This is a genomic window from Acinetobacter sp. YH12116 (assembly GCF_013418895.1).
In the GTDB taxonomy this organism is placed as follows: Bacteria; Pseudomonadota; Gammaproteobacteria; order Pseudomonadales; family Moraxellaceae; genus Acinetobacter; species Acinetobacter indicus.
On record NZ_VPBE01000008.1, the window covers coordinates 91,203 to 116,926 of the forward strand.

Below are 25,724 nucleotides of genomic sequence, written 5' to 3' on the forward strand. Positions count from 1 at the left end.
CTTTAAAACTTGACCTTTCAGCCAAAATTCCATCTGGCTGAAAGGTTTTTACCTAGCTGTAAATCAATACAGTCTTAGAGGTGATAAATGTCGATTACTTGGTTGATGTAATCGTTTTTCAGCACCACGTACTTGCTTAAAATTTGTGGTTTGTCGCCAGAAAAGTCGATTTCGTAGCGTGACATACCAAAGTAGCTGTAGTTGGTTTTGTAACGGAAACTTAAGGTGTTCCAGTTAAAACGTACAGTCACTTTATCGCCATCACGTTCAACAATTTCGATGTTGTTGATGTTGTGGCTCGTACGTGTGTCTGGCATGGTTGCAGACGAACGTTCAGTTTTGATACGGAACACACGGTCTTCCAAACCTTGACGGTCTGGGTAGTAAATCAAAGAGATTTCAGAATGTGGATCTGTAGTTAATTGGTCATCGTCATCCCAAGCTGGCATCCAGAAAGAAGCAGTAGGAGCGTAGCACTGTAACCACTCATCCCATTGTTCATCATCTAAAAAGCGAGCTTCTTGATAAAGGAACTGTGCAACTTTTTCTAAAGTGATGTCGCTCATGCGTTTTCTCCTTCAGTAGATGCCGCAATTTCTTTTTCAGTTGCGATGCCTTGTTTGATGAGTTCTAACCAGTGTTGGTGCTGAGCAAGGTATAAACCTTCGTCTTCAGTTTTAATACCTGAAAGTTTTGGTTTTAAACCAATTTCGTTGGCTGCATCGTCTGGACCTTGGATCCAGTGCTTAGAGCCACGGCACATATCGTTCCACTCAAGTGCGATACCTGCGTAACCTGCCTGACATGCACGGAATTCTTCAAGATCGTCTGGGGTTGCCATACCTGATGCGTTAAAGAAATCTTCGTATTGACGGATACGGCGTGCGCGTGCTTCTGGCTCTTCACCCACAGGTGCGATACAGTAAATAGTCACTTCAGTCTTATCTACAGACAGCGGACGTAACACACGAATTTGTGAACCGAACTGATCCATGAAGTACACGTTTGGATAGATGCACAAGTTACGTGAACGTTCGATCATCCATTTCGCCATCGCTTCACCGTATTGCTCGGTGTATTCATCTTTCTTGGCAAAGTTAGGACGGTCTTCAGGGTTTGCCCATTGTGTCCAAAGTAGCATGTGACCATTTTCAAAGCCGTAAGAACCACCGCCTTGTTTGCCCCATGAACCTGCACTCATAGCACGAATATTGTCGCCAGCTTCTTTTTCTTTACGTTGCTGAGTTGTTGCAGCGTAGTTCCAGTGTACTGCAGATACGTGGTAACCATCGGCACCGTTTTCAGCAGTTAACTTCCAGTTACCTTCATAAGTGTAAGTAGAAGAACCACGTAAAACTTCAAGACCTTGTTGTGATTGACCCACAATCATGTCAATGATTTTAGTTGCTTCACCTAGGTATTCTTCTAAAGAAGGAACATCTGGGTTTAAGCTACCAAACAAGAAACCTTTATAGCTTTCAAAACGGGCAACTTTTTTCAAGTCGTGTGAACCGTCTTTATTGAAGCAATCTGAATAACCCGCATCGGCAGGGTCTTTCACTTTTAACAACTTACCAGAGTTGTTGAAAGTCCAACCGTGGAATGGGCAAGTATAAGTTGCTTTGTTACCACGCTTGTAACGACATAACTGTGCACCACGGTGTGAACACGCATTGATCATGGCATTTAATTCGCCATTGCGGTTACGTGCAATGATGATTGGCTGACGGCCAATGTAAGTGGTGTAGTAGTCATTGTTGTTTGGAATTTGGCTTTCGTGTGCCAAATAAACCCAGTTGCCTTCAAAAATGTATTTCATTTCTAGGTCAAACAGGGCTTGGTCTGTGAATACTGAACGGTGTAGTTTAAATTCACCAGATTCAAAATCATCAACCAATAGCTCATCAATGCGGTCTAAGTGGCTGGTGTTAATTACAGGAATACGAGGCATGTCCTTTCTCCGACTTTCCAAGGAGGGGAAGTCATCGGGATGAATCTAATGATTACATCCCGATTCCATTCAAATTATGCGCTTGCGCGGCGACGTTCAACTTCAGTAGAAGGAGCGCCTTCTTTATCTTTCTGAAGAACAACGTTGAATTGGATGTATTTGAAAGGACCTTTCAAACCACGACGTGCGATTTCAGCTTCGTCAGTTACGTCTACAGCTTCAGCAACTAGACCTTCACGAGTACCGAATGCGAAGTCGTCCCAAAGGTATTTATCACCTTCGATGTTGAACTGAGTCGTAAGCTTACGGTAGCCAGGTGCAGAGATGAAGTAGTGCACGTGAGCTGGACGTTGACCGTGACGAGAGATTTGGTTCAATACACCTTGAAGTGGACCTTCAGGGTTTAAGCCATAACCTACAGGCATAGTTGTTTGAGCAACATATTGACCTTTTTCGTCAGCTAAGATTGAGCGACGTAGGTTGAAGTGGCTTTGTGACTTATCAAAGAATGAATAGTTACCATGGCTGTTTGCATGCCATACTTCAACTTTAGCACCAGGAATGATGTTGCCGTCAGTGTCAGTTACTGTACCTTCAATGATTAAAGTCGGGATTTTGCCTTCTTCAGAACCATCGTCCATACGAGCAAAACCAGTAGATTCAGGCGCACCTGCAACATACAATGGACCTTCAATTGTACGTGGCGTACCACCAGTCAAGCCTGCTTTCGCGTCAGCTTCGTCAGCACGTAAGTCTAGGAAGTGTTCAAGACCTACAGCAGAACCCATCAATGCAAACTCATCAGCTTTTGCAATATCAATGATAGTTTCAATACCTTTCCAAACTTCTGATTGGCTTAAATCTAAGTCTTCAATCGCTTGGAATAAATCTGTAACTAAACGAACAAGTACCTGTTGTACACGTGCATTTACTGGACCTTCTGAAGTGTCCACGTTACAAGCCTTAACTACGTTTTCAATTGTTTGACGATCCATACAATTACTCCTTGAATGTATGTATATAGTTGTCGTGGCTGCCTGAATGCTTGTTTGGCTGGCTGATCTGGCTGGCCACAATCCTTGTTTATTTACCCTTTGGACTTCTAAAGTCGCTACCCCGATAGCGGCTTTAAATTCTTAAAATACCGATATGAACTGTGAATCAGGTGTCATCATCACGGACAGAAGATGGGTGGCGGTTAAGCGCCATCACTTCAATATTCATGTATGGATACAACGGCAGACCTTGCAGCAGGTTGTGCAGTTCTTCGTTGCTTTCAACATCAAAAATACTGATGTTTGAATACTGGCCTGTAATGCGCCAGATATGACGCCATTTACCTTGGCGCTGTAATTCCTGCGAATATGCCTTTTCAACGGCTTTAATTTCATTAGCGCGTTCAGCTGGCATATCGAGTGGAATATTGACATCCATGCGTACGTGAAAAAGCATGTCTAGCTCCTTTATTGACGACGTAAGCGGTCAAGCTTGTCTTCATCCAGTTCAATACCTAAACCGGCAGTGGTTGGTAACACCAATTCAAAGTTTTGATATTGCAATGGTGTTTTTAAAATTTCTTCCGTCAGTAGCAATGGACCAAACAGTTCGGTGCCGTAAGCCAGGCTTTCAAACGTCGAGAACACATGCGCTGAAGCAATGGTTCCTACCGGGCCTTCTAGCATGGTGCCGCCGTATAGGTCGATATTGGCTAGCTTGGCAATTTTGCCAACCTCACATCCTTCGATTAGACCACCAGATTGTGCAACTTTCACTGCGAAAACTGATGCACTATTGTTACGGGCAATCTGGTAAGCGCTGTTTGGACCCATTAACGATTCGTCTGCCATAATGGCAATATCGAAACGGCGGGTGAGGCGACGCATCGCATCGAGGTTTTCAATGCCGCATGGCTGTTCAATCAGGTCAACACCGCCATCTTGCAGCAGCTGAATACCTTTAATGGCTTCAAGCTCTGACCAGGCACGGTTGACGTCAACACGAATAGAAACGTCTTTGCCTAATGCTTTTTTGATTGCCAGCACGTGTTCAACATCTTCTTCAACCGGACGAGAACCGATTTTCAGCTTGAACACATTGTGACGTTTGATTTCAATCATCTTCTGCGCTTCAGCGATGTCTTTTTCAGTATTGCCTGAAGCCAATACCCAAAGCACAGGAACGCTGTCACGTAAACGGCCACCAAGAATTTCACTCAGTGGTAAACCGAGGCGCTGTGCCTGAATGTCCAGTAAAGCAGTCTGGATGGCACATTTGGCAAAACGGTTGCCGTTAATATTCTTTTTCAGGGCGCGCATGGTTTGTGCAAAGTTCAAACCAGCCAATGTTTTTAGTAAAGGTGCGAAGTAAGTATCAATATTGGTTTTTACGCTTTCTGGGCTTTCTTCACCGTAGCCTAATCCACCAATTGTGGTTGCTTCGCCCCAGCCCACAAAACCATCGTCTGTGGAGATCTTTACCAATACCAGGGTTTGCGTCTGCATTGTCGCCACCGCCATTTTGTGTGGACGAATGGTAGGAATCTCGACAAGCATGGTTTCAATGGATTTATACATCACTTTACTCTTCGCAATCTTGCGTTGTGTATCTGATGTGATATACCTTAAAAGAATAGAAACGCACTGTCGAAGATCATTTTGGCATTTTATTATATTCTAAAGGTATGGAAAGGGTATGGAACTTAGACATCTCAGATACTTTGTTGCTGTGGTAGAAGAACAGAGTTTTACCAAAGCAGCTGAAAAACTGTTTATTGCGCAACCACCTTTAAGCCGTCAGATCCAAAATCTGGAAAGTGAGCTTGGAATTCAGCTATTTGAGCGCGGTAGCCGCCCATTACAGACCACTCCGGCAGGCCAATTTTTCTATCAGCATGCCGTAAAACTTTTGTCTAATGCGGAAGAGATCAAAACCATGACCAAGCGGGTGGGAATGGTCGAGAAAACCGTGACCATTGGTTTTGTGGGCTCTTTACTTTATGGTTTACTCCCCAGAATAGTCTATTTATTCCGCCAACAACATCCTAATTTAAAGATAGAACTGGTTGAAATGACTACCACCAACCAGATTCAGGCCTTAAAGGAAGGTCGTATAGATGTCGGATTTGGTCGTTTACGCATTTCCGATCCGGCCATTCGACGTATTTTATTACGTGAAGAACCGCTCATGGTGGCAGTGCATGACAGTCATATATTTGCAACAAAGCGGCAGGGTATATACCTTTCAGATATTGTCGAAGAAAATATTTTTCTCTATCCAAACCATCCCAAACCGAATTTTTCGACCCAGGTGCGCGGACTGTTTTCCGAATACAGTCTGGAGCCACGCAGTTTAAAAGAAGTGCGTGAAATTCAGCTGGCTTTGGGGCTGGTAGCTGCCGGCGAAGGTATGTGTATAGTCCCGGAAAGCGCGCGTACCATACAGTTGCCGCATTTGAACTATATTCCTTTACTCGATGATGCTGCTAAAAGCCCGATTTTCCTGGCGATTCGCAGTATGGATGAAAGCGAAGATATCCGCTCACTGTTTGACAGTATTTATCAGGTCTATGATCTGGAAGCGATTAAATATGATCGTACTGTAATTTAAGGGCGTTGAAGTTTAGCTCTTTCCATCCTTTATATAGATAAAGTTGCAACAGGTCTGAACGGCGCGCTTTTGTTCAGACCTTTTTTTATGTTTCACAGTTTAAAAATAAACTTTAATTTATATTTCCTACATAAAGATAGATTGTTTAAAACATAAACAATTGTTTATAAAACTAATTTTTTCGCCTAACTTTTTAGGTATGAATATATATGCAATCGGTTTTGGACAAAAATAACGCATTGGGTCATTGTTTACAAAAATTTGGACGGTTTCACAAGCAGGAGGCTTATCGTGAATACAACAGATTCAGTAAACATCAATACGGTAGTTGATAACGCGAAATTTACGCCATTTCACTGGGGCGTACTTTTATGGTGTTTATTAATTATTATCTTCGACGGCTATGACCTGGTTATTTACGGGGTGGCTTTACCACTATTGATGCAGGAATGGTCACTTGGTGCGGTAGAGGCAGGGCTATTGGCCAGTACCGCGCTGTTCGGGATGATGTTCGGTGCCATGAGTTTCGGAACGCTCTCCGATAAACTGGGCCGGAAAAAGACCATTATGATCTGTGTGGCCATTTTCAGTGGCTTTACCTTCCTCGGTGCTTTTGCCAGTAACCCGATTGAGTTTGGTATTTTACGTTTCCTTGCCGGTTTAGGCATTGGCGGTGTGATGCCAAACGTGGTGGCACTGATGACCGAATACGCACCAAAACGGATTCGGAGTACTCTGGTTGCCGTGATGTTCAGTGGCTATGCCATTGGCGGGATGACCTCTGCCTTGTTAGGTGCATGGCTGGTGGCAGATTATGGCTGGAAAATCATGTTCTTCCTAGCCGGTATACCATTATTGCTGTTACCGCTGCTGTGGAAATTCTTGCCAGAATCCCTGATGTTCCTCACCAAAAAAGGTGAAACAGAACAGGTCCGCACCTTTGTACAGAAAATTGCTCCAGAACAGAATATTGCGCCAAATACCCAGTTTGTGCTGAATGAAGTGATGGCCGGTGATGAAGCCCCATTACGTGCACTGTTCCAGCAAGGTCGTACCTTCAGTACCTTAATGTTCTGGGTTGCGTTCTTCATGTGTCTGTTAATGGTCTATGCATTGGGCAGCTGGTTACCAAAACTGATGATTCAGGCCGGTTATTCACTCGGTGCAAGTATGCTGTTCCTGTTCGCGCTGAATATTGGCGGTATGGTCGGTGCAATTGGTGGCGGTGCCTTGTCAGATCGTTTCCATCTGAAACCGGTATTGACCATTATGTTCACCGTGGGGGCAATTGCGCTAATCCTGCTTGGCTTTAACAGTCCACAGCCAGTGCTGTATACCTTAATTGCCATTGCCGGTGCAGCCACCATTGGATCACAAATTTTACTATATACTTTCGTCGCACAGTTTTACCCGACTACAGTACGTTCAACCGGTATGGGTTGGGCCTCTGGAATTGGCCGGATCGGCGCGATTGTCGGGCCTGTGCTGACTGGTGCACTGCTGACTTTAAACCTGCCACACCAGATGAATTTCATGATGATTGCCATCCCTGGTCTAATTGCAGCCGTAGCGATCTTTATGGTAAATCTGAAAGTCTCGGTAGATGGTGCCAAAGCCAAGCAGGAAAGCTTCGCCAACAGCAATGTCAAAGCAGTCAAAAGCTCTGCACATTAATCTCTGAGCAAACCGCTAGCTTGAGTTCTTCAGGCTAGCCAAACTTTAAAACAATGAAACTTTGTCAGGAACGACAAAAACGGATAGTCACAGGATAAGTGTGCCCATGAAAACAATGATGATCAAACCTTTAGTAATTGCTGTCGGTTTAACAATGAGTGTAATGGCCAATGCGCAAAGCAGCCAGGAAGTTGAGCAGCTTCGTCAGGAAGTGCAACAACTGAAAGCACTTGTTCATCAATATGCTCAACAAAATCAAACGGTTCAAGCGAATTTAAACCAACTTTCCAATACTGCGGTACAACCACCTGTTGCACAAAAAGCCAGCACTGAAAAGCGCGGCTTGGGTATGACGCTGGGTAATGCTGAATTTAACCTGTATGGAAACGTCCGTATGGATGGTTCTTATCAGGTTGAGGGCAGTAGCCGAGATTTGCCATATAACCATATTAATGCCGTAGCGTTAGAAGGCAATAATGAAAGTAGTGATCGTTTAAGATCAACGCTTTCTGCTACACGTTTAGGTTTGGATTTCAAAAGCCCTGTGGGTGATCAAGACGTAAAAGGTAAAATTGAAGTCGACTTCTTGGGCGGTTCAAATTTTGATAACTTACGTATTCGTCATGCTTACTTAAATTATGGCAACTGGTTAATTGGTCAAACCTGGTCTAACTTTGCGGTACCGGATTATATGCCGGAAACAGTCGATGCTTTGGCCTATGCCGGTGGCGCAGTTAAACGTACCCCGCAAGTGCGTTATACCGCGAAATTCAGCCCGCAAACCAATCTGGTGGTGGCTGCTGAAGACCCAAAAGATAACAGCATCACCCAGCGTTTACCGGCTTTGACTGCGCGCTTAAATCATCAGTTCGCCGATAACATGAGCGTGAGCGCACGTGCCATGGGCCATGAAAAACGCATCAATTCTGATGAAGAAATGGCGTGGGGCGTTGGCTTGGGCGCTAAATATGATGTGACCCCAAGCACGACTTTAAAAGCGGACTACTACCATGTGAAGGGTGATAGCAGCTTTGTGTCATTTGCCAATAAAGGTGTTGCTGTAACCAACCTTGATGACAAAGGTGTGATTACTGCAACGAGCGCTATCGCAGCCCAAAGCGAGTTTGATTCGATTACTGTCGGTCTGACCCAGAAGTTTAATGACAAATTGCGTGGTACTTTGGGCTATGGCTATATGAAGTTTGATGATGATCAAGATTACATTAATGCTTTAAGTAACAAGAGTGCTGCGAATAAAGATCTTTGGCAGGCATGGGCCAATATATTCTATAGCCCACGTAAACCACTTAGCTTCGGTCTAGAATATGTCTATGGTGAACGTAAAGCCTATGGTCCTGTTTTAGATGAAGACGATCAACCAGTTAGCGGTCGTACAGGCGAAGACAACCGTATTAATATGGTGGCCATCTATAACTTCTAATTACACGCTATAGATTAAAAAAGCCAGAAGGACACTTCTGGCTTTTTTGTTTTTAGACTTTTTTGGACTTAAGTCTAATGTGGGGGACAATTACAGCAAAAATATCAGGCATTTTCACCGAGTCTGACAAAAGCATACGACATTTTCATGAAAAATCCTGCGCCTGCACAAAAGCAAATCAGAACAATAAAACTTCTCCCATCGAAGTTGGGACCGAAAAAGTGCAGAATCTTGTCAGACAAAACCAGCTAAAACATAAGGAAAAGACAAGTTTTGTCCTGCATTCACATGGAATCGAGATCATGAATCTATATAGTGGGCATGAACATTAAAAAAAGAACATCCGTTCATTGAAAAAATCATGAGGCCGTTATGAGCACTTCTGTAGAGTATAAACCCGAGTGGATTCGAGAAGATTTTATTGATTTTATTGCAGAAAAAATAAATCCAGTCTGGGCATTGAAAAAAGTCAAAGCCTGCGTTGTTGAAATTCAGGCATTAAGTCCAGACTTTTATAAAATTCATTTACGTCCCAACCAGAATTTTCAGGCACAGCGTTTTCAGGCCGGACAAAGTATTCTGATCACGCTGGCGATGAATGGGGTCCGCCAGCAGCGCAGCTATTCCATTGTCACTTTGCTCGATAACGGCGATGTGATTCTGGCCATCAAACGGCAAGGCAAAATGTCCAATGCCTTGACCCGGTTACCGGCAGGGGCTGTGGTGGAGCTGTCCCAGCCGCAGGGCAATTTTGTACTGCCGGCACCAGTTCCATCCTTATGTTTTATTGCATCGGGCAGTGGGATTACCGCCATTTATTCCTTATTACAAAAAGCCGTGGTCAGCTCGACCCAGCCGATAGACCTGCTGTATTTCACCCGGGATGATGCCTTCCATGCCGAAATTAAAACCCTGGCGCTGATGTATCCGCATTTTAAATATCATCATTTTAATACTGTAGAACAGCATCAGCATCTGTCTTTGAGCTTACTGCAAAACACGGTCGAGCAACTGGGTGAGCGACATATTTATGCTTGTGGTTCAGCCTCGATGATGCAGGCTGCCCAGCAGATTTGTCAGCAGCTGGATTTAAGCGAGCAGTTTCATTCCGAGTATTTTCAAATGACCGCAGATGAAACTCTGGAGGCGCAGCCGGTGCAGTTCTTGCGCTCGCAGCAGGATTTTCAGGCCAACAGCAATTTGCTGGACAGTGCCGAAGCCGCCGGGTTAAGACCGGCCCATGGCTGTCGCATGGGTATTTGCAATACCTGTTCCTGTACCAAAGTCAGCGGCAGCGTGCGTAATCTGCTGACCGGTGAAATTGACCATAACCATAATACCCAAATCAAACTTTGTGTGACGCAGGCAATCAGTCCTGTCGTGATTAACTTATAATCTGGAGGGAACATTACATGAATATGCCTGCCGCGTTACATCCGAACAGCAAGTCAAAATATTTAACCGAGGCTCAGATTCAGGAATTTGGTGCCAAAGTGGAAGCCATCCGCCGTGAAGTCATGGACGATCTGGGGGAAAAAGATGCCCAGTATATTTATAAAATCCGTAATTTTGTCCGCTATAGTGAAATTGCCTCACGTGGGATGCTGATGTTTGGCGGCTGGATTCCGCCAGTATGGTTATTGGGGACTGGTTTACTAGGATTATCCAAAATTGTTGAAAATATGGAGCTGGGTCATAACGTCATGCATGGCCAGTTTGACTGGATGAATGATCCGACCCTGAACGGTGCCAGTTATGACTGGGACACCATTGCCACCGGAGACGACTGGAAATATACCCATAACTATATTCATCACACCTATACCAATATTGTCGACAAAGACCACGATGTCGGCTATGGCTTGCTACGGGTTAGCGAAGCACAAAAATGGGAACCGCGTTTTTTGATGAATATTCCGCTGGCCATTCAGCTGATGGTATTTTTTGAATGGTATGTGGGGCTGCAACGTCTGCATTTAGAAGATGTACTGGTTTATAAAACCAAAACCTGGAAACAGGTCTGGGATGAAGCGGCCGGTTTAAGAAAGAAAATGCGCCGTCAGGTGGTCAAAGATTATGTCTTTTTCCCGCTGCTTGCCGGGCCAAATGCCATTCCGGTTTTTGCCGGCAATGCTGTCGCCAATGTGATTCGCAGCCTGTGGGCATCTGCAGTCATCTTCAATGGCCATTTCACTGAAGATGCGGAAAATTTTGAAGCCGACAACACCGAAAATGAAAGCCGGGCTGAATGGTATATCCGCCAGATTCGCGGTTCGAGTAATTTTAGTGGCACCCAGTGGCTGCATATTTTAAGTGGAAATTTAAGCCATCAGATTGAGCACCATTTATTTCCGGATATGCCGGCCAACCGTTATGCCGAAGTAGCGCCAAAAATTAAAGCGCTGTGTGCAGAATATGGTATTCATTATAATGAAGCCAATTTTATCCAGCAGTTTTCCAGTGTCTGGGTGCGTCTGGCCAAGTGTTCGGTGCCAAATCACTGGCAGGACAAAATCGGGCAGGGCGGTCACCTGATTCGTACCTGTCTGGCCCAGCTGAAAGCCAAATTCCAGTAACAGCAGATTTTAGCCAGCTTTTATAAGACCAGAAGATAAGATGTCTTTTGGTCTTTTTTATTTTGCATAACTGCTGCATTTTTTACTCAAGACTCAAACTTGAGTGCAACAGCGCTACAGGAGCATGAGCTATTTTTACAGAAAAACGCCCGGTCTTGCCGATTATGTAACTGAATTATCTTTATAAATTTCTGATATCTCTGCGCTTTATTTTTGAGCAGCTGGCAAGTTAACGTGGTTTAACAAAACTGAACTATGGTGATTTTGGCGAATCTCCTAAGCTGGTTTGAGTGAAAAATAATGGAAAATAACAAGATGTCAGTTGTCTCTCAGAACAGTTATCGCCCCTTAAAACTCGAACGACAAAAAAGCTATCGGGAGCTGTTTCATTTCTTTCTGGATGAAAGCACGCCAGCACCAGAAAAAGAAAAGCTTTCGGCCCAGCTTTTACAGCGCGAGCTTCACCAGATAGATCCCCCATCTATTCCTTTACCCGATGAGCCAGTCCAGATCAAAGACTGGCTTTTTCAGCAGAATATGCAGAATTGTGAACGCTATCAGCAGTATTTAAGCCGGCGTCAGGCTGGTGGTCAGCGTGAATACTTTCAGCATGTAGCAGCAGCCTATGACTTTCTGGTGAAAGTCGCGCCAGTAAAATATGTCGATGGTTCCTGGCTGTATAGCACCTTAAAACATTGGTCTGATCCGAATTTTCAGCATCTGATCATGATTTATCTGGAAGAGCTGGGCCTCGGTTCAGCCAAAGCCAATCACGTGTCGATGTATCAGCAATTGCTCAGCAGTCTGAATCTGCAAGATCTGGTCGAAGGACTGGAAGATGAATACTATTATCAGCCCGTGGTACAACTGGCGCTGGCCTATGCGCCGCAGCAATATCTGCCGGAAGTGATTGGTTTTAATTTAGGCTATGAACAGTTGCCGTTGCATTTGCTGATCAGTAATTATGAACTGGCTGAACTGGGGCTGGATCATCAGTATTTTAATGTGCACATTACCATTGATAACCTGGACAATGGTCACGCGCATCGTTCAGTCGCCGCACTGGAATATGGCTATAGTCAGGCCGCCAATAAAACAGAGTTTATTGACAAACTGAAACGCGGCTATGCTCTGAATGATGTTGGCCTAGGCTCGACTGAAATTATTAAAAACAGTGATTTAACCCCGCTGATTGAAAAGATTTTCAAGAAAAAAGCCGTGGTCGGCAAGCTGATTCATAATAACCGCTGCCGCTTTGCCCAGGCATCGGTGAATGAATGGCTCAGCAATGACCAGAAAGTGGTCGAGTTCCTTCAGGTATTACAGGATAAACAGTGGATTAAACGCGGCCAGCATCCGAGTGAAAGCCGCTTCTGGCAGCTGATTCACAATGAAGAAGGTAAAATGTTTGGGGTGTTTTCAGTCGCTGAACAGCAGATTATTTATGACTGGATTGCCCAAGCCTATACCGAACGCCGTGTGCCGTTTAAGGCAGTAACCCCGGTGCAGCAGGTCGATGATTATATTGTCGATTATTTCAATTCAAGCGAACAGCAGGCCTTGCAGCAGCAATTAAAACTGGCGCGTAGCGCGGAAGAAAAAATCAATCTGCTATTGCCTTACTTGGCGCCGCATCAGCATCATAATCCCACTGGTTTATGGGCCACGCGTCAACTGACCCAGTTTTTATTCCCGCAGGCGCTGCAGCAGATTCAATAAAATCTGATGATCTACTTGTCATCACCTAACAAAATGCCAATCCTAAGGATTGGCATTTTTATAGAAGTTTAAAAGGGTTCCAGCAGAACAGAAGGGCATTTAGTGGGATTTCTTTTTACCGCCGCCATCCTGTTTATTGACGGTAGACCAGCCAATGCGTTCTGCTTCTTCTTCGGAATGGCCTCGCTCTTTTTCCGATTCAATAATATGGCGGGCCTGACGTTTCTGCTTGTCGGTATAGGCCGACTTATCACCTCTAGACATCAGTTTCACTCCTGTATAGATCTGCATGTTTCAATAAAACTCAAAATGTTATCTACATTGCTTGTGTGCCTTTAAATGCCGTTAACCATTGACAATGGTACCGCCATTAACATGAATCACCTGACCGGAAATATAGCTGGCTTCATCGGAGGCTAAAAACAGATAAGCCGGCGCAACTTCACTTGGCTGACCCATGCGGCCCATGGGGGTATCTTCACCAAAACCTTTTAGCTGTTCTTCATCAAAACTGCTTGGAATTAACGGCGTCCAGATTGGGCCAGGTGCGACACCATTCACCCGAATCCCGGTTTTATTTTTTAGCAGGTTGGTCGACAGGCTACGGGTAAAGGCAGTAATAGCCCCTTTGGTACTGGCATAATCAATGAGCTCATTATGGCCCTGATAGCTGGTGATACTGGTGGTATTGATAATACTGTCACCGGGCTGCATTTGAGGAATGAGTAACTGGGTCACATAAAACAGCGGGTAGAGGTTGGTTTCAAAGGTTTTATGCAGCTGTTCGGGATTAATATCTTCAATGGTTTTTTGTGGATATTGCACAGCAGCATTATTGACCAGAATATTAATATGCGGAAATTGCTGTAAGGCCAAATCCACCATCTGCTGTACTGCCGCATGTTGGCGCAGGTCACACTGAATCAGCAGACATTGACGACCTTCCTGCTCAACCAGTCGCTTGGTGTCTTGCGCATCCTGATCTTCTTCTAAATAGGGAATAATAATATTGGCACCTTCGCGGGCAAACAGCACCGCCACAGATCGGCCGATGCCGCTATCACCGCCGGTAATTAAGGCCACCTTGTCTTTGAGTTTTTGACTGCCCTGATAATTGCTTTTAATAATTTCAGGTTCGGGCGTCATTTTATATTGCACACCGGGCTGATGCTCCTGTTTCTCTTGCGGAGATGGGCTGTCAGGATAATGATTCATGGAGTTCTCCAAATTTTAGGGTCGATTTATTGTTTTGCTCAATCAGATGCAATTTTTAGCGATAAAAAAGCACGAGTCTGGGCAGATCGTGCTTTTTAGAAGTTATACCGCTTCCCACTGACGGGTGACTTCTTCAGAATTCTTGTTCAGGATAATCTGGTTGCCACGAATTTCTTCCACCCAAGAGGTCGGAATGTAATGATGCATCCCATCGCCAGAATCCTGCTTGGTCAGTTTGATTTTATCGCTGCCTTCCAGATGATCGACCGTACCGACATGGGTGCCGCAGGAGGCAATAACTTCGCTATGTTTCTGAATGTTATTTAAATTAATATCAGCCATTTTTATTACTCCATTTCAGATGAAATAAATATCTCTATTTAATTTAAACGCCTCAAAGAGATAAAAATAGCTTTATTTAAAATCGAAACAACTCCGCCATAGAGTATAACAATTCACTACATGCAGATATATATTACACATTATGAAATATCTAAATGATTGAGGCTAAATTTAAATAATTAAAGCTATTGTTATATTGAAATAGATGAGTTGAGATAATCAAAAATCATATATTTATAAATCTCATTTTATTATTTTTAAATAAAAATTATAAACTACAGAAGATCTCTAGCTACTTATTGGTTTAAACGCTTAATCCTGCATCAGCTAGATGGTTGAGTGGTCGGAATAATCAAAACTGAAGGGGTAGTGCTGTGTTTCTGTATATAAACCAATTTTCAGGCAATCACTAAAACTCATTAAACTGATTGAATAAAACAATAAGTGTATTAAGTGTTTGTTTCTTAATAATTATATAAAAATATTACAGCTGGAATTTTTCAAAAAAACGAGAAAAATGAAGTACTTTTTGTCATTACAAAATTGTTTGTAAAATAGACAAAAAAGGGCTGTACAGCGCTGTGAATTGTGTATAATTCCGCCAACAAAAGCCCCTGCAAGTTTATAGATTTTCCTATAAGTGTGCAGGGGTTTTTCTATGGACAATTTTTTGGAATGGGATGCCCTGTTTTTAGAAGGTGGCACATACATGTTGTTTTCCAAAACCACAGTCGTCGATGCATCTGCCCAGCTCAATGCACAAGGTCTGGCAACCAAACTCAGCTTTTTTGGTCTGGGTTTAAGTACGGCATCTTGGGCACCGCTCATTCCATTTGCACAACAACGTCTTTCTTTAAACCATGCAGACTTTGGCCTGTTGCTACTCTGTATGGGGATTGGATCGATGCTGGCCATGCCTGCGGCCGGTCTGTTAATCCAGCGTATTGGCTGCCGTATTTTAATCGGGATTGCGCTGGTTGCAGCGATGATCATTTTGCCGTTACTGACGGTATTTGGTACTGCCTTAAGCATGGCAATTGTGCTGTTTATCTTTGGGACCGCGGTGGGTGCATTTGGTGTGGCCATTAATTTACAGGCGGTGATTGTTGAAAAGAACAGCCTGAAAAATATGATGTCCAGCTTCCATGGTATGTGCAGTCTGGGCGGTTTACTTGGTGTGCTGACTGTGACTGTGCTGCTGTCATTGGGTGTTTCACCGCTAATGAGCGCTTTAATCATGAGCGCGGTGCTGGCCTTTATTGCCATTCTGGCCGTTCCCAACAGCCTGTCTGAAATTGAGAAAAAATCAGACACAGCCCCAGAAGACACCGCACCATCAGCGAAGCAGAAATTTCGCCCAAGCCCGATGATTCTGTTAATTGGTTTGGTCTGTTTTATTGCCTTTTTATCAGAAGGCTCAGCAATGGACTGGAGCGGAATTTATCTGGTTAGCAACTTTGGGATGGACGCTTCTTTTGCCGGTCTGGCCTATACCTTCTTTGCCATTACCATGACCATCGGCCGTTTTTCCGGACGTCGTTTATTAAGAATGTGGGGCGAGAAAAACATCATCACCTATAGCGCGCTGTGTGCGGCCTTGGGTCTAGGCATTATTGTGATGGCGCCGCACTGGGCGGTGGTCCTGCTGGGCTATGCTTTACTCGGTTTTGGTTGTTCCAATATTGTACCAGTGATGTTCTCTCGTGTCGGACGTCAGAATATTATGCCTAAAGCGGCTGCTTTATCGCTGGTATCGACCATTGCCTATAGCGGTTCATTAAGTGGCCCGGCGCTGGTCGGTTTCCTAAGTGAAGCCATTGGCCTGAGCACCGTCTTTGCGCTGGTGGCCTTATTGCTGCTGTCGATTGCTGTCTTAAATCGCTTTACCCAGGTCGACTAAATCGGACATTCACTTACTTATCTGTGTCTTCCTTTTTTGCCAGTCAGCGCTCACTGACTGGCTTTTTTTATATTTAAGCAGCAATAACTAAGACAATAAAAAGTGAAATCAAGGGACTAGAGAATATATTTAAAATTTATAGAATCTATTTAAATATTTTTTATTTTTAGAAAAATAAACTACCTCATCTTAACGCGTCTATTATTTAATTTTGTAAATAAAAACAGCTGAAATATAAAAATAGTAAAAAATTTAAAAAGATATTTAAAGGAATAAAATTTTACTATTTTAAATACAGCCTGTTAATTTTTTAAAATAAAAAAGACCTGCTACATTCCAATGATCTGAAACAAAGCCTAGCTGTTTATTTTAATTTTCACTCTTATCTTAAAAGAGTCGCAACATAGACAATCAAAATAAATAACAGGAAGGGTGAATCATGGCCAATACACGTAATGAGGGTACTTCAAATCGTGGATTTGCGAGTATGGATCCAGATGAACAAAGAGAAATTGCCAGTGGTGGTGGGCGCGCAGCCCATGCCAGCGGCAATGCGCATGAATTTACATCCGAAGAAGCGCGTGAAGCCGGCCGCGCAGCCCATGCCAGCGGCAATGCGCATGAGTTTACGTCAGAAGAAGCACGCCGTGCCGGCGCCAGAAGTCATATAAACGATGACAATCGCCGTGGTCGCAACCGCGATGACGATGATGATGACGACGATTACCGTGGCCGTGGCAGAGGTCGTGGTCGTAGCTCATCTTCGGGCACACGTAAACGCGACCGTTATGGACGCTTTACCTCGGACTAGTACAGCTTGCTAAAAAACATAGGCTTAATCTGACCGGATAAAACAGCAATCGTTTTTGTCCGGGAAGATTAAGCCTATTTTTATGGGGGAATGAATGTGGTTTTGATCTTTACTTGATCATCTTTATGAATAAGGTAAGCGCAGATTTTTGTGATTGCTTAGAGTTTTAAGCTCAACACAAACTCATCTTAATAGGATTTATACGGCAAAAATTTCCCGGATAGCACCACATTTACCCGGTCGCCATTTTCATGGCTTTCCCGTTGAATATCCATACTAAAATCAATTGCACTCATAATCCCGTCGCCAAATTCTTCATGAATCAGCTCTTTAATGGTAGAACCATAGACATTCACCACTTCATACCAGCGGTAAATTAAAGGATCGGTCGGAACGCTGGTTGGCAGAGAGCCTTTATACGGCACAATCTGTAACCAGGCCACGGCTTCATCACTCAGGTTAAATATCTGACCAATTTTTTCGGCCTGTTCCTTATTCAATGCCATTTGCCCCAAACAGGCTGCCGTTACCCATTCTTTGGATAAACCAATTTCCTGCGCCACGCTGGACCACTGAATATTGTTCAGCACCTTGGCAGATAAAATCATGTCTGTCACTTGTTGGCGATGGCTAATCATATCTATTTCCTCAACTGCTTATGGCTAAAACACTGAGAAGGGAAAAGCACAATGTATGCCAGCTTGAAATCAGCTCAGATCTTGAATCTGACCATGGCGTAAATTTATCTTTCACACAAAGTTGGTACGTTCCTTGCTGTATCTCCACTGAACTGATGGCAACGACGCCATAATTTTTTAAAACATGCTGGATGATTCAGGCAATGGCGCCTAAGACGTGAAAGTCGTCTTGGGCGCTTTTTATTTGCAAATCATCCCACCGCTAAATTTCAATCGTTGAGGGGTACTCGCAATGGCTTATCTTGCACCTTCCGAATTTGCAACCAAAGTTGTGGATGCCGGTGAATCGAAACTACATATGGCAAACCGTGATGTGCTGATCCGCGCCACCATGGCCGGGGCTATTCTGGCGCTGGCAGCGGTTTTTGCAGTCACCATTGCAGTGCAAACCGGCGTGCCTTTAATTGGTGCATTATTATTCCCGGTGGGCTTTTGTATGCTGTATCTGCTGGGCTATGACCTGCTGACCGGGGTATTTGTCCTGACACCATTGGCCTGGCTGGATAAACGTCCGGGCGTGACTTGGGCCAGAATCCTGAAAAACTGGGGTGTGGTGTTTGTCGGCAACTTCACTGGTGCGCTGATTGTGGCGGTGATGATGGCAGCGGTCTATACCTACGGCTTTTCGACCGAACCAAACAAGGTCGGTCTGGCGATTGCACATATTGGTGAAGACCGGACGCTGGGCTACAAAGAATATGGCGTAGCTGGGTGGATCACAATTTTCATTCGCGGCATGCTCTGTAACTGGATGGTGTCGCTTGGCGTGATTGGCGCGATGATGTCGACCACCGTTAGTGGCAAGTTTATTGCGATGTGGATGCCGATCATGCTGTTCTTTGCCATGGGCTTTGAACATTCGGTGGTGAATATGTTCCTGTTCCCGTTCGCGATGATGATGGGCGGCGATTTCTCGGTGATGGACTACTTTATCTGGAATGAGTTACCGGTAGCGCTGGGGAACCTGGTAGGTGGTTTGGCTTTAACTGGTCTTGCGCTTTATACCACGCATGTCCGCACTGCACCAAAACGCGAGTTCTAAGTTTTAAGCCCACAGGATGAATTTTGGAATCAGGGAAGATTCCAGCCAGTTGAGATCAGCGCATGTCCACTTTGCCATCTTCACACCAGACTTCACTTCAAATTCGGCTTGGGCAATATAGTGCTGCCGGCCGCAAAGAGAGCAATCAGGATTTTCACGGCGCGGCTGTTCCGGAGGGCTATCTGGCACAGCAAAAGGGCATTGCCTGCGCCATTGCCGATGGCATTAGCAGCAGCAATGTCAGTCATATCGCCAGTGAAACCGCTGTGTCCAGTTTTCTGGCCGATTACTTTTCGACGCCCGATTCCTGGAGCGTCAAAACTTCGGTCGACCGGGTGATTCGTGCCACCAATTCCTGGCTCTATGCCCAGACCCAGCAAAGTCAGAGCCGTGTCGATAAAGACCGCGGCTATGTCTGCACTTTTAGCGCGCTGGTATTCAAACATGAAACTGTACATCTGTTTCATATTGGTGATGCCCGTATTTACCGCTTGCGTGAGCAACAGCTGGAACAGCTCAGTGTCGATCATCGAGTCTGGTTATCTTCCCGGGAAAGCTATTTAAGCCGGGCTTTGGGCGTGGCGCAGAAAGTAGAGGTGGATTATTTGAGTCTGCCGTTGGCACAGGATGATATTTTCCTGTTGATGACCGATGGTGTATATGAATATCTGTCGGACAGCCAAATTATCGAGGCACTTCACAGCCCCGAAACTTTAGATCTTGACCAGGTAGCAGAAATGCTGGTCCATCTGGCCGATGCGCAGGGCAGTCCTGACAATTTAACCCTGCAAATTGTGCAGGTACAGCAGCTGCCACAACAGGCCCAGTCACAATTTCAGCCAAGTCACAACCAGCTAAGTCTGGCCCCGGATTTAAGCATAGGTCAGCAGTTTGAAGGCTACTGGATTCAAAATGTACTGCACCAGAACCATCGTAGCCGTTTATATCTGGCTTGGGATGAAACGTGGCAGCAGCAACTGGTCATTAAAATTCCGTCACTGGATTTAACCCACGATGTGCAGGCACTGGAGCGTTTTTTGCTGGAAGAGTGGGTGGCGAAACGGATTCAGCATCCACAAGTTTTAGCGGCCTATCCGCATCAGCGCAGTAAATCTTATTATTTTCAAACCTATGAATATTTATCTGGCCAGACCTTAAATACCTGGCTGCATCAGCAGCGCCAGCCGATTGCGCTTGAAACCGCCATCCAGATTACGGAACAGATCATTAAAGGTTTGCAGGCTTTTCACCGGCTGGACATGCTGCATCAGGATATTCGCCCTGAAAATATCATGCTGAATGCACAGTTAGAGCTAAAACTGATTGATTTTGGTGCAACCCTGGTCAAGGGGATTTCCGAATCACAGCCGCAACATGCCGCGGCTTTGGGCACCTTAGCCTTTATGGCGCCGGAATATTTTTGCTCGCGGCCGGTTTCCACCCGTTCAGACCAGTTTTCACTGGCCGTGGTACTGTATTATGTACTTAGCAAACAGTTACCCTATGGCACCGAACTGGCGCGTTGTCAGACGCTTAAACAGCTAAAAACGGTGCGTTATCATTCAATTTTAGAATATCGGCCAGATATTCCGGTGTGGATTGATGGAGCCTTGCATAAGGCCTTGGCCCTGATGCCAAATGAACGCTATGAGGTATTGTCGGAATTTCTGTATGATCTTAAGCATCCTAACCGGTATTTTTTAAAGCCGGTTCAGTCTTCCTTGCTGGATAAAAATCCTGTTAGATTCTGGCAGGCGGTTTCAGCTATGTTATTTTTATGCTTGCTGTTGTCTTTGGCGTTGATGTTTAGTGTTTAAATTAAATCAGTGATTTTTCAATGCTGGACTGATTATAAAATCAGAGCCACTTGGCTCAGCGATTGTCGTTTCAATACAGCCCCATTTTGATGATGAAATCCGCGCTTAAAATGTATTAATCCCAGCTCCCGAAGGAACTGGGATTACCTACAAAATTAAAGTGAAGAGTTATTCATAACGTCTTCAGGATTGGGTAAATGAGCCAGAAGCTTCGTTCTGACTCATCGGAATTACCTTACATATTCGGGTAATTCGGACCACCACCACCTTCCGGTGTTACCCAGGTGATGTTCTGTGATGGATCTTTAATGTCGCAAGTCTTACAGTGTACGCAGTTGGCTGCGTTAATCTGGAAGCGCTTGGAACCATCATCATTTTCCATAATTTCATACACACCCGCAGGGCAGTAACGCTGTGCCGGCTCATCCCATTTAGGCAAGTTCACATCGACCGGAATCGAGGCATTGGTTAGTTTCAGGTGCGCTGGCTGGTTTTCTTCGTGTACGGTATTGGATACAAACACCGAAGACAAACGGTCAAAGGTCAGCTTGCCATCCGGTTTTGGATAGTTCGGCTTAAAGCTTACCGCATCTACGGTTTTCAGCGCACTGAAGTCAGGCACCAAGTCATGCAGGGTAAATGGCACTTTAAAGATGTTCTGGTCGATAAAGTTAAACGCACCACCAAACCATTGACCAAACTTGTGCATTGCCGGGCCAAAGTTACGCGCGTTGTAAAGCTCTTCTTTTAGCCAGCTGTTGTTGAACTTCTCAGTGTAAGAGGTTAATTCTTTTACAAAGAAATCTTCACCCTCAGTCACGCGGGCAATCGCCAAGTCACCACCTTTTTCGACACCAGCAGCAATCGCTTCAAAGACTGCTTCACCACAAAGCATGCCGGATTTCATTGCGGTATGAGAGCCTTTGATTTTGGCAAAGTTCAGAAAGCCTGCATCATCACCAATTAAAGAACCACCCGGGAAAGTGAATTTAGGCAGCGAGTTAAAGCCACCTTTGGTTACGGCACGCGCACCATAAGAAATACGCTTACCGCCTTCCAAGTATTGCTTAATCAGAGGATGAGTCTTCCAGCGCTGCATTTCCATAAATGGATACATATGCGGATTTTCATAAGACAGATCGACGATCATCCCCAGCGTGACCTGGTTGTTTTCCGCGTGGTAGAGCCACCAGCCGCCGGAAGAACCGGTTTCAGACAATGGCCAGCCGGCACCGTGCATCACCAGACCTGGTTTATGTTTGGCCGGATCAATTTCCCACAGCTCTTTAATGCCGATACCGTAGTGTTGAGGGTCGGCATCTTTGTCCAGATTAAATTTTTGGATCAGGCGTTTGCCTAAGTGACCACGACAGCCTTCAGCAAACAGGGTGTATTTGGCATGCAGTTCATAACCTGGGGCAAAGTTGTGGGTCGGTTCACCATCTTTACCAATGCCCATATCACCGGTTTGAATGCCTTTTACTGTGCCATCTTCATGGTACAGAATTTCAGACGCCGCAAAGCCCGGGAAAATAGACACTTCCAGTTCTTCGGCTTTCTGGCCTAACCAGCGCACCACGTTGCCCAGTGAAATGACATAGTTGCCATCGTTGTGCATGGTTTTTGGTACCATCCAGTGTGGCGCTTCTTTCGAAGTGGTTTCAGACAGCAGGAAGAACGTTTTATCTTCTGTCACCGGTACATTTAAAGGTGCACCTTCTTCTTTCCAGTTCGGGAACAGCTCATTGATGGCACGTGGTTCCAGCACCGCACCTGACAAGATGTGCGCACCGACTTCGGAGCCTTTTTCTACGACACAAACGGACAGATCATTCAGGTTATTTTCAATTGCAAGTTGACGGATTTTAATCGCCGCAGACAGACCCGCAGGGCCAGCACCTACGATAACGACATCAAACTCCATGGCTTCTCGGTTAATATCTTCCATAATAAGAAATCCTGTTTCGCTATACGATATTTATATCATTATATAAATCGGTTTTGAAGTTTATTTTTTAACTTTTTATTTGAAATAGGACTGTATTCAACGTTTAGATTTGTGAGCTTTGTTGCGCAGGAGAAAAGCTGCTTTGCATGGGAAGGGCGGTGTTGGATTAGGTTATATCGAACGAAATAAAAAGAGCGACCTGTGTCGCCCTGATTATGATGTGCTTAGATATTATTGAGATTCATCGCAATATTGTTGACCATATGAATCAGACGCGGGCCAATCTCGTTTTCCAGTTTTTCCTGATTTAACAGATAACTAGGCGCGCCGCAGTTAAAGGTCAAAATACCATGTTTAGGATGAATCAATGGCACCGCCACAGAGTTGACATCTTTGGCCCAGTCACCTAAAGACAGACAGTAGCCATAATCCTGATAGTCGCGGATCGCACGTTCCAGATTACGTTTAATGGTCGTCCATTGCTCTTCGTGTCTTTTCTTGATCGCATCAAACAGATATTCACGTTCTTTCACGTCCATAGCGGCTAGGCAGGCACGTCCCATGGCACTGGAATGAATCGGTAATGTTGAACCGACCGAACGGCGCATGGTCAGGGTCGTGTCAGTATGGACTACTTCCAGATAAATCATATTCAGACGGTCACGGGTGGCCATGGCGACCGGCGCCTGGGCATAGCGTGACATTTCTTCCATGAACGGATGAGCCTGCGTTCGCGCAGAAATATTGCTTAATGCCGAATAACCCAATGCCAGTACGCCTACATCAAGTAGATATTTGGTCGTATTTGGCAACTGTTTTAAATAGCCCAGAGAAACCAGGGTGCTGGTAATACGCGCCACGGTCGGTTTGGGCAAATTGGTCATTTGCGCAATTTCCTGATTACCTAACAACTGATTGGTCGCCGAGAAGCATCTTAAAATCTCAAGTCCACGTGCAATAGAGGCAATGAACTGCGGATTATTTTCGCGGTGAATATGCGAAATCGGATCCAAGCGAATTTCATCAAAGTTAGGGATTTCACCTGTTTTATTTTTTGTCATGTTCAGCATAAATAGAGTAAATTAATGAATATGATAGCAACTTAGTTTCACGATACAAAATAAAACACATAAATTATTGATAAATTGCACAAAAAATAAATGATTTTTATTCTGTATCGCGGCCAAACAGGTTGCGATAAATTTTTATAACACGATAAAAGTAACGTTTGTACTTTTAGAGTAAAACCTCCAATAAAGTAATGAATTTTATTGTTTAGTGCCTAATTTTATGGTCCCTTAATCATTTCTGATTAATATTCATCCTTAAATTTAAATTTTTAAAGAAATAATTTCGTATTATGAAATTTTATTCTATATTAATCAAAACAGAAATTCAGTAAAAATTTGCTTATTTATAGAAAAAATAAATTTTTTCATAAAATTTCTTGCTGAAATCTTAATTTTGTGATTATTTATTTCGTATTGCGAAATGAAAATAAGGGTGAAGGAATTTACCCAAACCAGATAAAACGGAGATTCCTATGATTCGTGATCCAGAAATGCTTGATCAACTTCTATCAACGATTCGCGATTTTGTGAAAAACGAGCTCGTTCCACTCGAGCATGAAGTAGAAGAAAATAATGCCATTCCTGAACACATTGTTGATCAGATGAAAGAACTAGGGCTGTTCGGTCTGACCATTCCTGAAGAATACGGCGGTTTAGGCATCACCATGGAAGAAGAAATTCTGGTGGCGATGGAGCTGGGCCGGACTTCTGCTGCTTTCCGCTCTTTAATTGGTACCAACAATGGTATTGGTTCAAGCGGTATCGTAATTGATGGTACAGAAGAGCAAAAGCAAAAGTATTTACCACGTTATGCAACGGGTGAAATCATTGGCTCGTTCTGTTTGACTGAGCCAGATTCTGGTTCAGATGCAGCATCTTTAAAAACCAGTGCGGTAAAAGATGGTGATTACTACGTTTTAAATGGAACCAAACGTTTTATTACCAATGCACCACGTGCCACCACTTTCACGGTCATGGCGCGTACCAATCCGGAAATTAAAGGCGCCAGCGGTATTTCAGCTTTCTTGGTTGAAGCGGGTACGCCAGGTTTAAGTCTGGGCAAAATTGATAAAAAAATGGGTCAGCATGGTTCATATACCTGTGACGTAATTTTTGATAATTGCCGCGTTCATAAAGATCAGCTGATTGGTGGAGTTGAAGGCGTTGGCTTTAAGACAGCCATGCGTGTACTCGACAAAGGTCGTTTGCATATTGCCGGCTATAGCGTCGGTATGGCAGAACGTATGCTGGAAGATGCCTTAAATTATGCGGTGGAACGTAAACAGTTTGGTCAGCCAATTGCAAATTTCCAGCTGATTCAGGGTATGTTAGCCGACTCAAAAGCTGAAATTTATGCAGCCAAATGTATGGTGCTAGATGCAGCACGTAAGCGTGATGCCGGTCAGAATGTCACGGTTGAAGCCTCATGTGCCAAAATGTTTGCCACTGAAATGTGTGGCCGCGTTGCTGACCGCTGCTTGCAGATTCATGGTGGTGCCGGCTATATCAGCGAATATTCAATTGAACGTTTCTATCGTGATGTGCGTTTATTCCGTTTATATGAAGGAACGACCCAGATTCAGCAAATTATCATTGCACGTGAAATGATTAAACAAGCGACTGCTTAATCGAAATAAGAAAGGATGATAGACATGACAAAAATTAGATTTGACTGGCAAGACCCATTCCTGCTGGAGCAGCAGCTGACTGCAGAAGAACGCATGATCCGTGATACTGCTGCGGCCTATTGTCAGGACAAGCTGATGCCACGTGTACTGGAACAGTTTCGTCATGAAAAAACCGATCCGACCATTTTCCGTGAAATGGGCGAGCTAGGCCTACTAGGCCCAACCATTCCGGAACAATACGGCGGTGCTGGTTTAAATTATGTCAGCTATGGTCTGATTGCCCGTG

22 protein-coding genes and 1 pseudogene are annotated in these 25,724 nt (G+C 44.4%); 12 read left to right on the top strand and 11 right to left on the bottom strand.

The window, feature by feature from the left end; genetic code table 11:
• Positions 1–74: 74 nt before the first annotated feature.
• The 5 genes from benB to FTU54_RS07210 all read right to left on the bottom strand — a co-directional run bounded on the left by benB (position 75) and on the right by FTU54_RS07210 (position 4,524).
• The gene (benB, locus tag FTU54_RS07190) at positions 75–566 is read right to left on the bottom strand and encodes a benzoate 1,2-dioxygenase small subunit (protein WP_180074596.1); all 492 of its coding nucleotides are present in this window, start codon (positions 564–566) and stop codon (positions 75–77) included.
• A complete protein-coding gene (gene benA / locus FTU54_RS07195) occupies positions 563–1,951 on the bottom strand; it encodes a benzoate 1,2-dioxygenase large subunit (protein ID WP_180005949.1) in 1,389 nt (462 codons plus the stop codon). Before benA ends, benB begins: the two co-directional genes overlap by 4 nt.
• 74 nt (positions 1,952–2,025) lie before the next feature.
• A complete protein-coding gene (catA, locus tag FTU54_RS07200; RefSeq protein ID WP_160241302.1) occupies positions 2,026–2,946 on the bottom strand; it encodes a catechol 1,2-dioxygenase in 921 nt (306 codons plus the stop codon).
• A 166-nt stretch (positions 2,947–3,112) separates the two neighbouring features.
• Positions 3,113–3,403 (bottom strand): muconolactone Delta-isomerase, encoded by a 291-nt coding sequence (catC, locus tag FTU54_RS07205; RefSeq protein WP_005178078.1) that lies wholly within the window; start codon positions 3,401–3,403, stop codon positions 3,113–3,115.
• Between the two features lie 11 nt (positions 3,404–3,414).
• A complete protein-coding gene (locus FTU54_RS07210; protein ID WP_160241303.1) occupies positions 3,415–4,524 on the bottom strand; it encodes a muconate/chloromuconate family cycloisomerase in 1,110 nt (369 codons plus the stop codon).
• A gap of 118 nt (positions 4,525–4,642) precedes the next feature.
• Between FTU54_RS07210 and FTU54_RS07215 the strand changes: the two genes are divergently transcribed.
• The 6 genes from FTU54_RS07215 to FTU54_RS07240 all read left to right on the top strand — a co-directional run bounded on the left by FTU54_RS07215 (position 4,643) and on the right by FTU54_RS07240 (position 12,967).
• Positions 4,643–5,557 carry a LysR family transcriptional regulator gene (locus FTU54_RS07215; protein ID WP_104473128.1) on the top strand — a complete coding sequence of 305 codons (915 nt, stop codon included), beginning with the start codon at positions 4,643–4,645 and terminating at the stop codon, positions 5,555–5,557.
• 291 nt (positions 5,558–5,848) lie between these two features.
• Positions 5,849–7,231 (top strand): aromatic acid/H+ symport family MFS transporter, encoded by a 1,383-nt coding sequence (locus FTU54_RS07220; RefSeq protein WP_160243162.1) that lies wholly within the window; start codon positions 5,849–5,851, stop codon positions 7,229–7,231.
• Between the two features lie 106 nt (positions 7,232–7,337).
• Positions 7,338–8,672, top strand: coding sequence for a DcaP family trimeric outer membrane transporter (locus FTU54_RS07225; protein WP_180074597.1), 1,335 nt, complete (start codon positions 7,338–7,340; stop codon positions 8,670–8,672).
• Between the two features lie 372 nt (positions 8,673–9,044).
• Positions 9,045–10,067 carry a ferredoxin reductase gene (locus FTU54_RS07230; protein ID WP_180074598.1) on the top strand — a complete coding sequence of 341 codons (1,023 nt, stop codon included), beginning with the start codon at positions 9,045–9,047 and terminating at the stop codon, positions 10,065–10,067.
• A gap of 17 nt (positions 10,068–10,084) precedes the next feature.
• A complete protein-coding gene (locus FTU54_RS07235) occupies positions 10,085–11,248 on the top strand; it encodes an acyl-CoA desaturase (protein ID WP_005178063.1) in 1,164 nt (387 codons plus the stop codon).
• 315 nt (positions 11,249–11,563) lie between these two features.
• A complete protein-coding gene (locus tag FTU54_RS07240) occupies positions 11,564–12,967 on the top strand; it encodes an iron-containing redox enzyme family protein (protein ID WP_257223809.1) in 1,404 nt (467 codons plus the stop codon).
• Between the two features lie 99 nt (positions 12,968–13,066).
• Here FTU54_RS07240 and FTU54_RS07245 read toward each other — a convergent pair whose 3' ends face one another.
• The 3 genes from FTU54_RS07245 to FTU54_RS07255 form a co-directional block, all read right to left on the bottom strand.
• Positions 13,067–13,231 (bottom strand): hypothetical protein, encoded by a 165-nt coding sequence (locus tag FTU54_RS07245; RefSeq protein WP_016658124.1) that lies wholly within the window; start codon positions 13,229–13,231, stop codon positions 13,067–13,069.
• Positions 13,232–13,312: 81 nt separating this feature from the next.
• On the bottom strand, positions 13,313–14,194 hold the full coding sequence (locus tag FTU54_RS07250; RefSeq protein ID WP_228128862.1) for an SDR family oxidoreductase: 882 nt from the start codon (positions 14,192–14,194) through the stop codon (positions 13,313–13,315).
• A gap of 90 nt (positions 14,195–14,284) precedes the next feature.
• Positions 14,285–14,524, bottom strand: a complete 240-nt coding sequence (locus FTU54_RS07255) for a DUF2171 domain-containing protein (protein ID WP_163170109.1) — start codon at positions 14,522–14,524, stop codon at positions 14,285–14,287.
• A 658-nt stretch (positions 14,525–15,182) separates the two neighbouring features.
• Between FTU54_RS07255 and FTU54_RS07260 the strand changes: the two genes are divergently transcribed.
• On the top strand, positions 15,183–16,424 hold the full coding sequence (locus tag FTU54_RS07260) for an MFS transporter (RefSeq protein ID WP_016658127.1): 1,242 nt from the start codon (positions 15,183–15,185) through the stop codon (positions 16,422–16,424).
• Between the two features lie 439 nt (positions 16,425–16,863).
• A pseudogene (locus tag FTU54_RS07265) lies at positions 16,864–17,220 on the top strand (KGG domain-containing protein); the annotation flags it as partial.
• Between the two features lie 203 nt (positions 17,221–17,423).
• Here FTU54_RS07265 and cynS read toward each other — a convergent pair.
• Positions 17,424–17,873, bottom strand: coding sequence for a cyanase (gene cynS, locus FTU54_RS07270; RefSeq protein WP_005178047.1), 450 nt, complete (start codon positions 17,871–17,873; stop codon positions 17,424–17,426).
• A gap of 292 nt (positions 17,874–18,165) precedes the next feature.
• On the opposite strand from cynS, the gene FTU54_RS07275 reads away from it, so the two are divergent.
• Together FTU54_RS07275 and FTU54_RS07280 are read left to right on the top strand one after the other, a co-directional pair.
• Positions 18,166–18,975 (top strand): formate/nitrite transporter family protein, encoded by an 810-nt coding sequence (locus tag FTU54_RS07275; protein ID WP_005178046.1) that lies wholly within the window; start codon positions 18,166–18,168, stop codon positions 18,973–18,975.
• A gap of 62 nt (positions 18,976–19,037) precedes the next feature.
• Entirely contained in the window at positions 19,038–20,792 is a 1,755-nt protein-coding gene (locus FTU54_RS07280) for a bifunctional protein-serine/threonine kinase/phosphatase (RefSeq protein WP_180074601.1), read from the top strand.
• 235 nt (positions 20,793–21,027) lie between these two features.
• On the opposite strand, the gene FTU54_RS07285 is transcribed toward FTU54_RS07280, so the two are convergent.
• The gene (locus FTU54_RS07285; protein ID WP_104488878.1) at positions 21,028–22,740 is read right to left on the bottom strand and encodes an electron transfer flavoprotein-ubiquinone oxidoreductase; all 1,713 of its coding nucleotides are present in this window, start codon (positions 22,738–22,740) and stop codon (positions 21,028–21,030) included.
• A 224-nt stretch (positions 22,741–22,964) separates the two neighbouring features.
• A complete protein-coding gene (locus FTU54_RS07290) occupies positions 22,965–23,801 on the bottom strand; it encodes an IclR family transcriptional regulator (protein ID WP_034597686.1) in 837 nt (278 codons plus the stop codon).
• Between the two features lie 482 nt (positions 23,802–24,283).
• On the opposite strand from FTU54_RS07290, the gene FTU54_RS07295 reads away from it, so the two are divergent.
• Entirely contained in the window at positions 24,284–25,438 is a 1,155-nt protein-coding gene (locus tag FTU54_RS07295) for an acyl-CoA dehydrogenase family protein (RefSeq protein WP_005178038.1), read from the top strand.
• Positions 25,439–25,462: 24 nt separating this feature from the next.
• Positions 25,463–25,724: acyl-CoA dehydrogenase family protein (locus FTU54_RS07300; protein WP_373684846.1), on the top strand; the 262-nt coding region annotated here is incomplete at its 3' end.

Excerpts from the sequence above, each read along its gene's own strand:
- FTU54_RS07290 (WP_034597686.1), bottom strand. The coding sequence starts at position 23,801 with ATGACAAAAAATAAAACAGGTGAAATCCCTAACTTTGATGAAATTCGC.
- benB (WP_180074596.1), bottom strand. The coding sequence starts at position 566 with ATGAGCGACATCACTTTAGAAAAAGTTGCACAGTTCCTTTATCAAGAA.
- FTU54_RS07215 (WP_104473128.1), top strand. The coding sequence starts at position 4,643 with ATGGAACTTAGACATCTCAGATACTTTGTTGCTGTGGTAGAAGAACAG.
- FTU54_RS07275 (WP_005178046.1), top strand. The coding sequence starts at position 18,166 with ATGGCTTATCTTGCACCTTCCGAATTTGCAACCAAAGTTGTGGATGCC.
- catA (WP_160241302.1), bottom strand. The coding sequence starts at position 2,946 with ATGGATCGTCAAACAATTGAAAACGTAGTTAAGGCTTGTAACGTGGAC.
- FTU54_RS07240 (WP_257223809.1), top strand. The coding sequence starts at position 11,564 with ATGTCAGTTGTCTCTCAGAACAGTTATCGCCCCTTAAAACTCGAACGA.
- FTU54_RS07245 (WP_016658124.1), bottom strand. The coding sequence starts at position 13,231 with ATGTCTAGAGGTGATAAGTCGGCCTATACCGACAAGCAGAAACGTCAG.
- FTU54_RS07280 (WP_180074601.1), top strand. The coding sequence starts at position 19,038 with ATGTCCACTTTGCCATCTTCACACCAGACTTCACTTCAAATTCGGCTT.
- FTU54_RS07260 (WP_016658127.1), top strand. The coding sequence starts at position 15,183 with ATGGACAATTTTTTGGAATGGGATGCCCTGTTTTTAGAAGGTGGCACA.
- FTU54_RS07255 (WP_163170109.1), bottom strand. The coding sequence starts at position 14,524 with ATGGCTGATATTAATTTAAATAACATTCAGAAACATAGCGAAGTTATT.
- FTU54_RS07285 (WP_104488878.1), bottom strand. The coding sequence starts at position 22,740 with ATGGAAGATATTAACCGAGAAGCCATGGAGTTTGATGTCGTTATCGTA.
- FTU54_RS07235 (WP_005178063.1), top strand. The coding sequence starts at position 10,085 with ATGAATATGCCTGCCGCGTTACATCCGAACAGCAAGTCAAAATATTTA.
- cynS (WP_005178047.1), bottom strand. The coding sequence starts at position 17,873 with ATGATTAGCCATCGCCAACAAGTGACAGACATGATTTTATCTGCCAAG.
- FTU54_RS07295 (WP_005178038.1), top strand. The coding sequence starts at position 24,284 with ATGATTCGTGATCCAGAAATGCTTGATCAACTTCTATCAACGATTCGC.
- FTU54_RS07230 (WP_180074598.1), top strand. The coding sequence starts at position 9,045 with ATGAGCACTTCTGTAGAGTATAAACCCGAGTGGATTCGAGAAGATTTT.
- FTU54_RS07225 (WP_180074597.1), top strand. The coding sequence starts at position 7,338 with ATGAAAACAATGATGATCAAACCTTTAGTAATTGCTGTCGGTTTAACA.
- catC (WP_005178078.1), bottom strand. The coding sequence starts at position 3,403 with ATGCTTTTTCACGTACGCATGGATGTCAATATTCCACTCGATATGCCA.
- FTU54_RS07210 (WP_160241303.1), bottom strand. The coding sequence starts at position 4,524 with ATGTATAAATCCATTGAAACCATGCTTGTCGAGATTCCTACCATTCGT.
- benA (WP_180005949.1), bottom strand. The coding sequence starts at position 1,951 with ATGCCTCGTATTCCTGTAATTAACACCAGCCACTTAGACCGCATTGAT.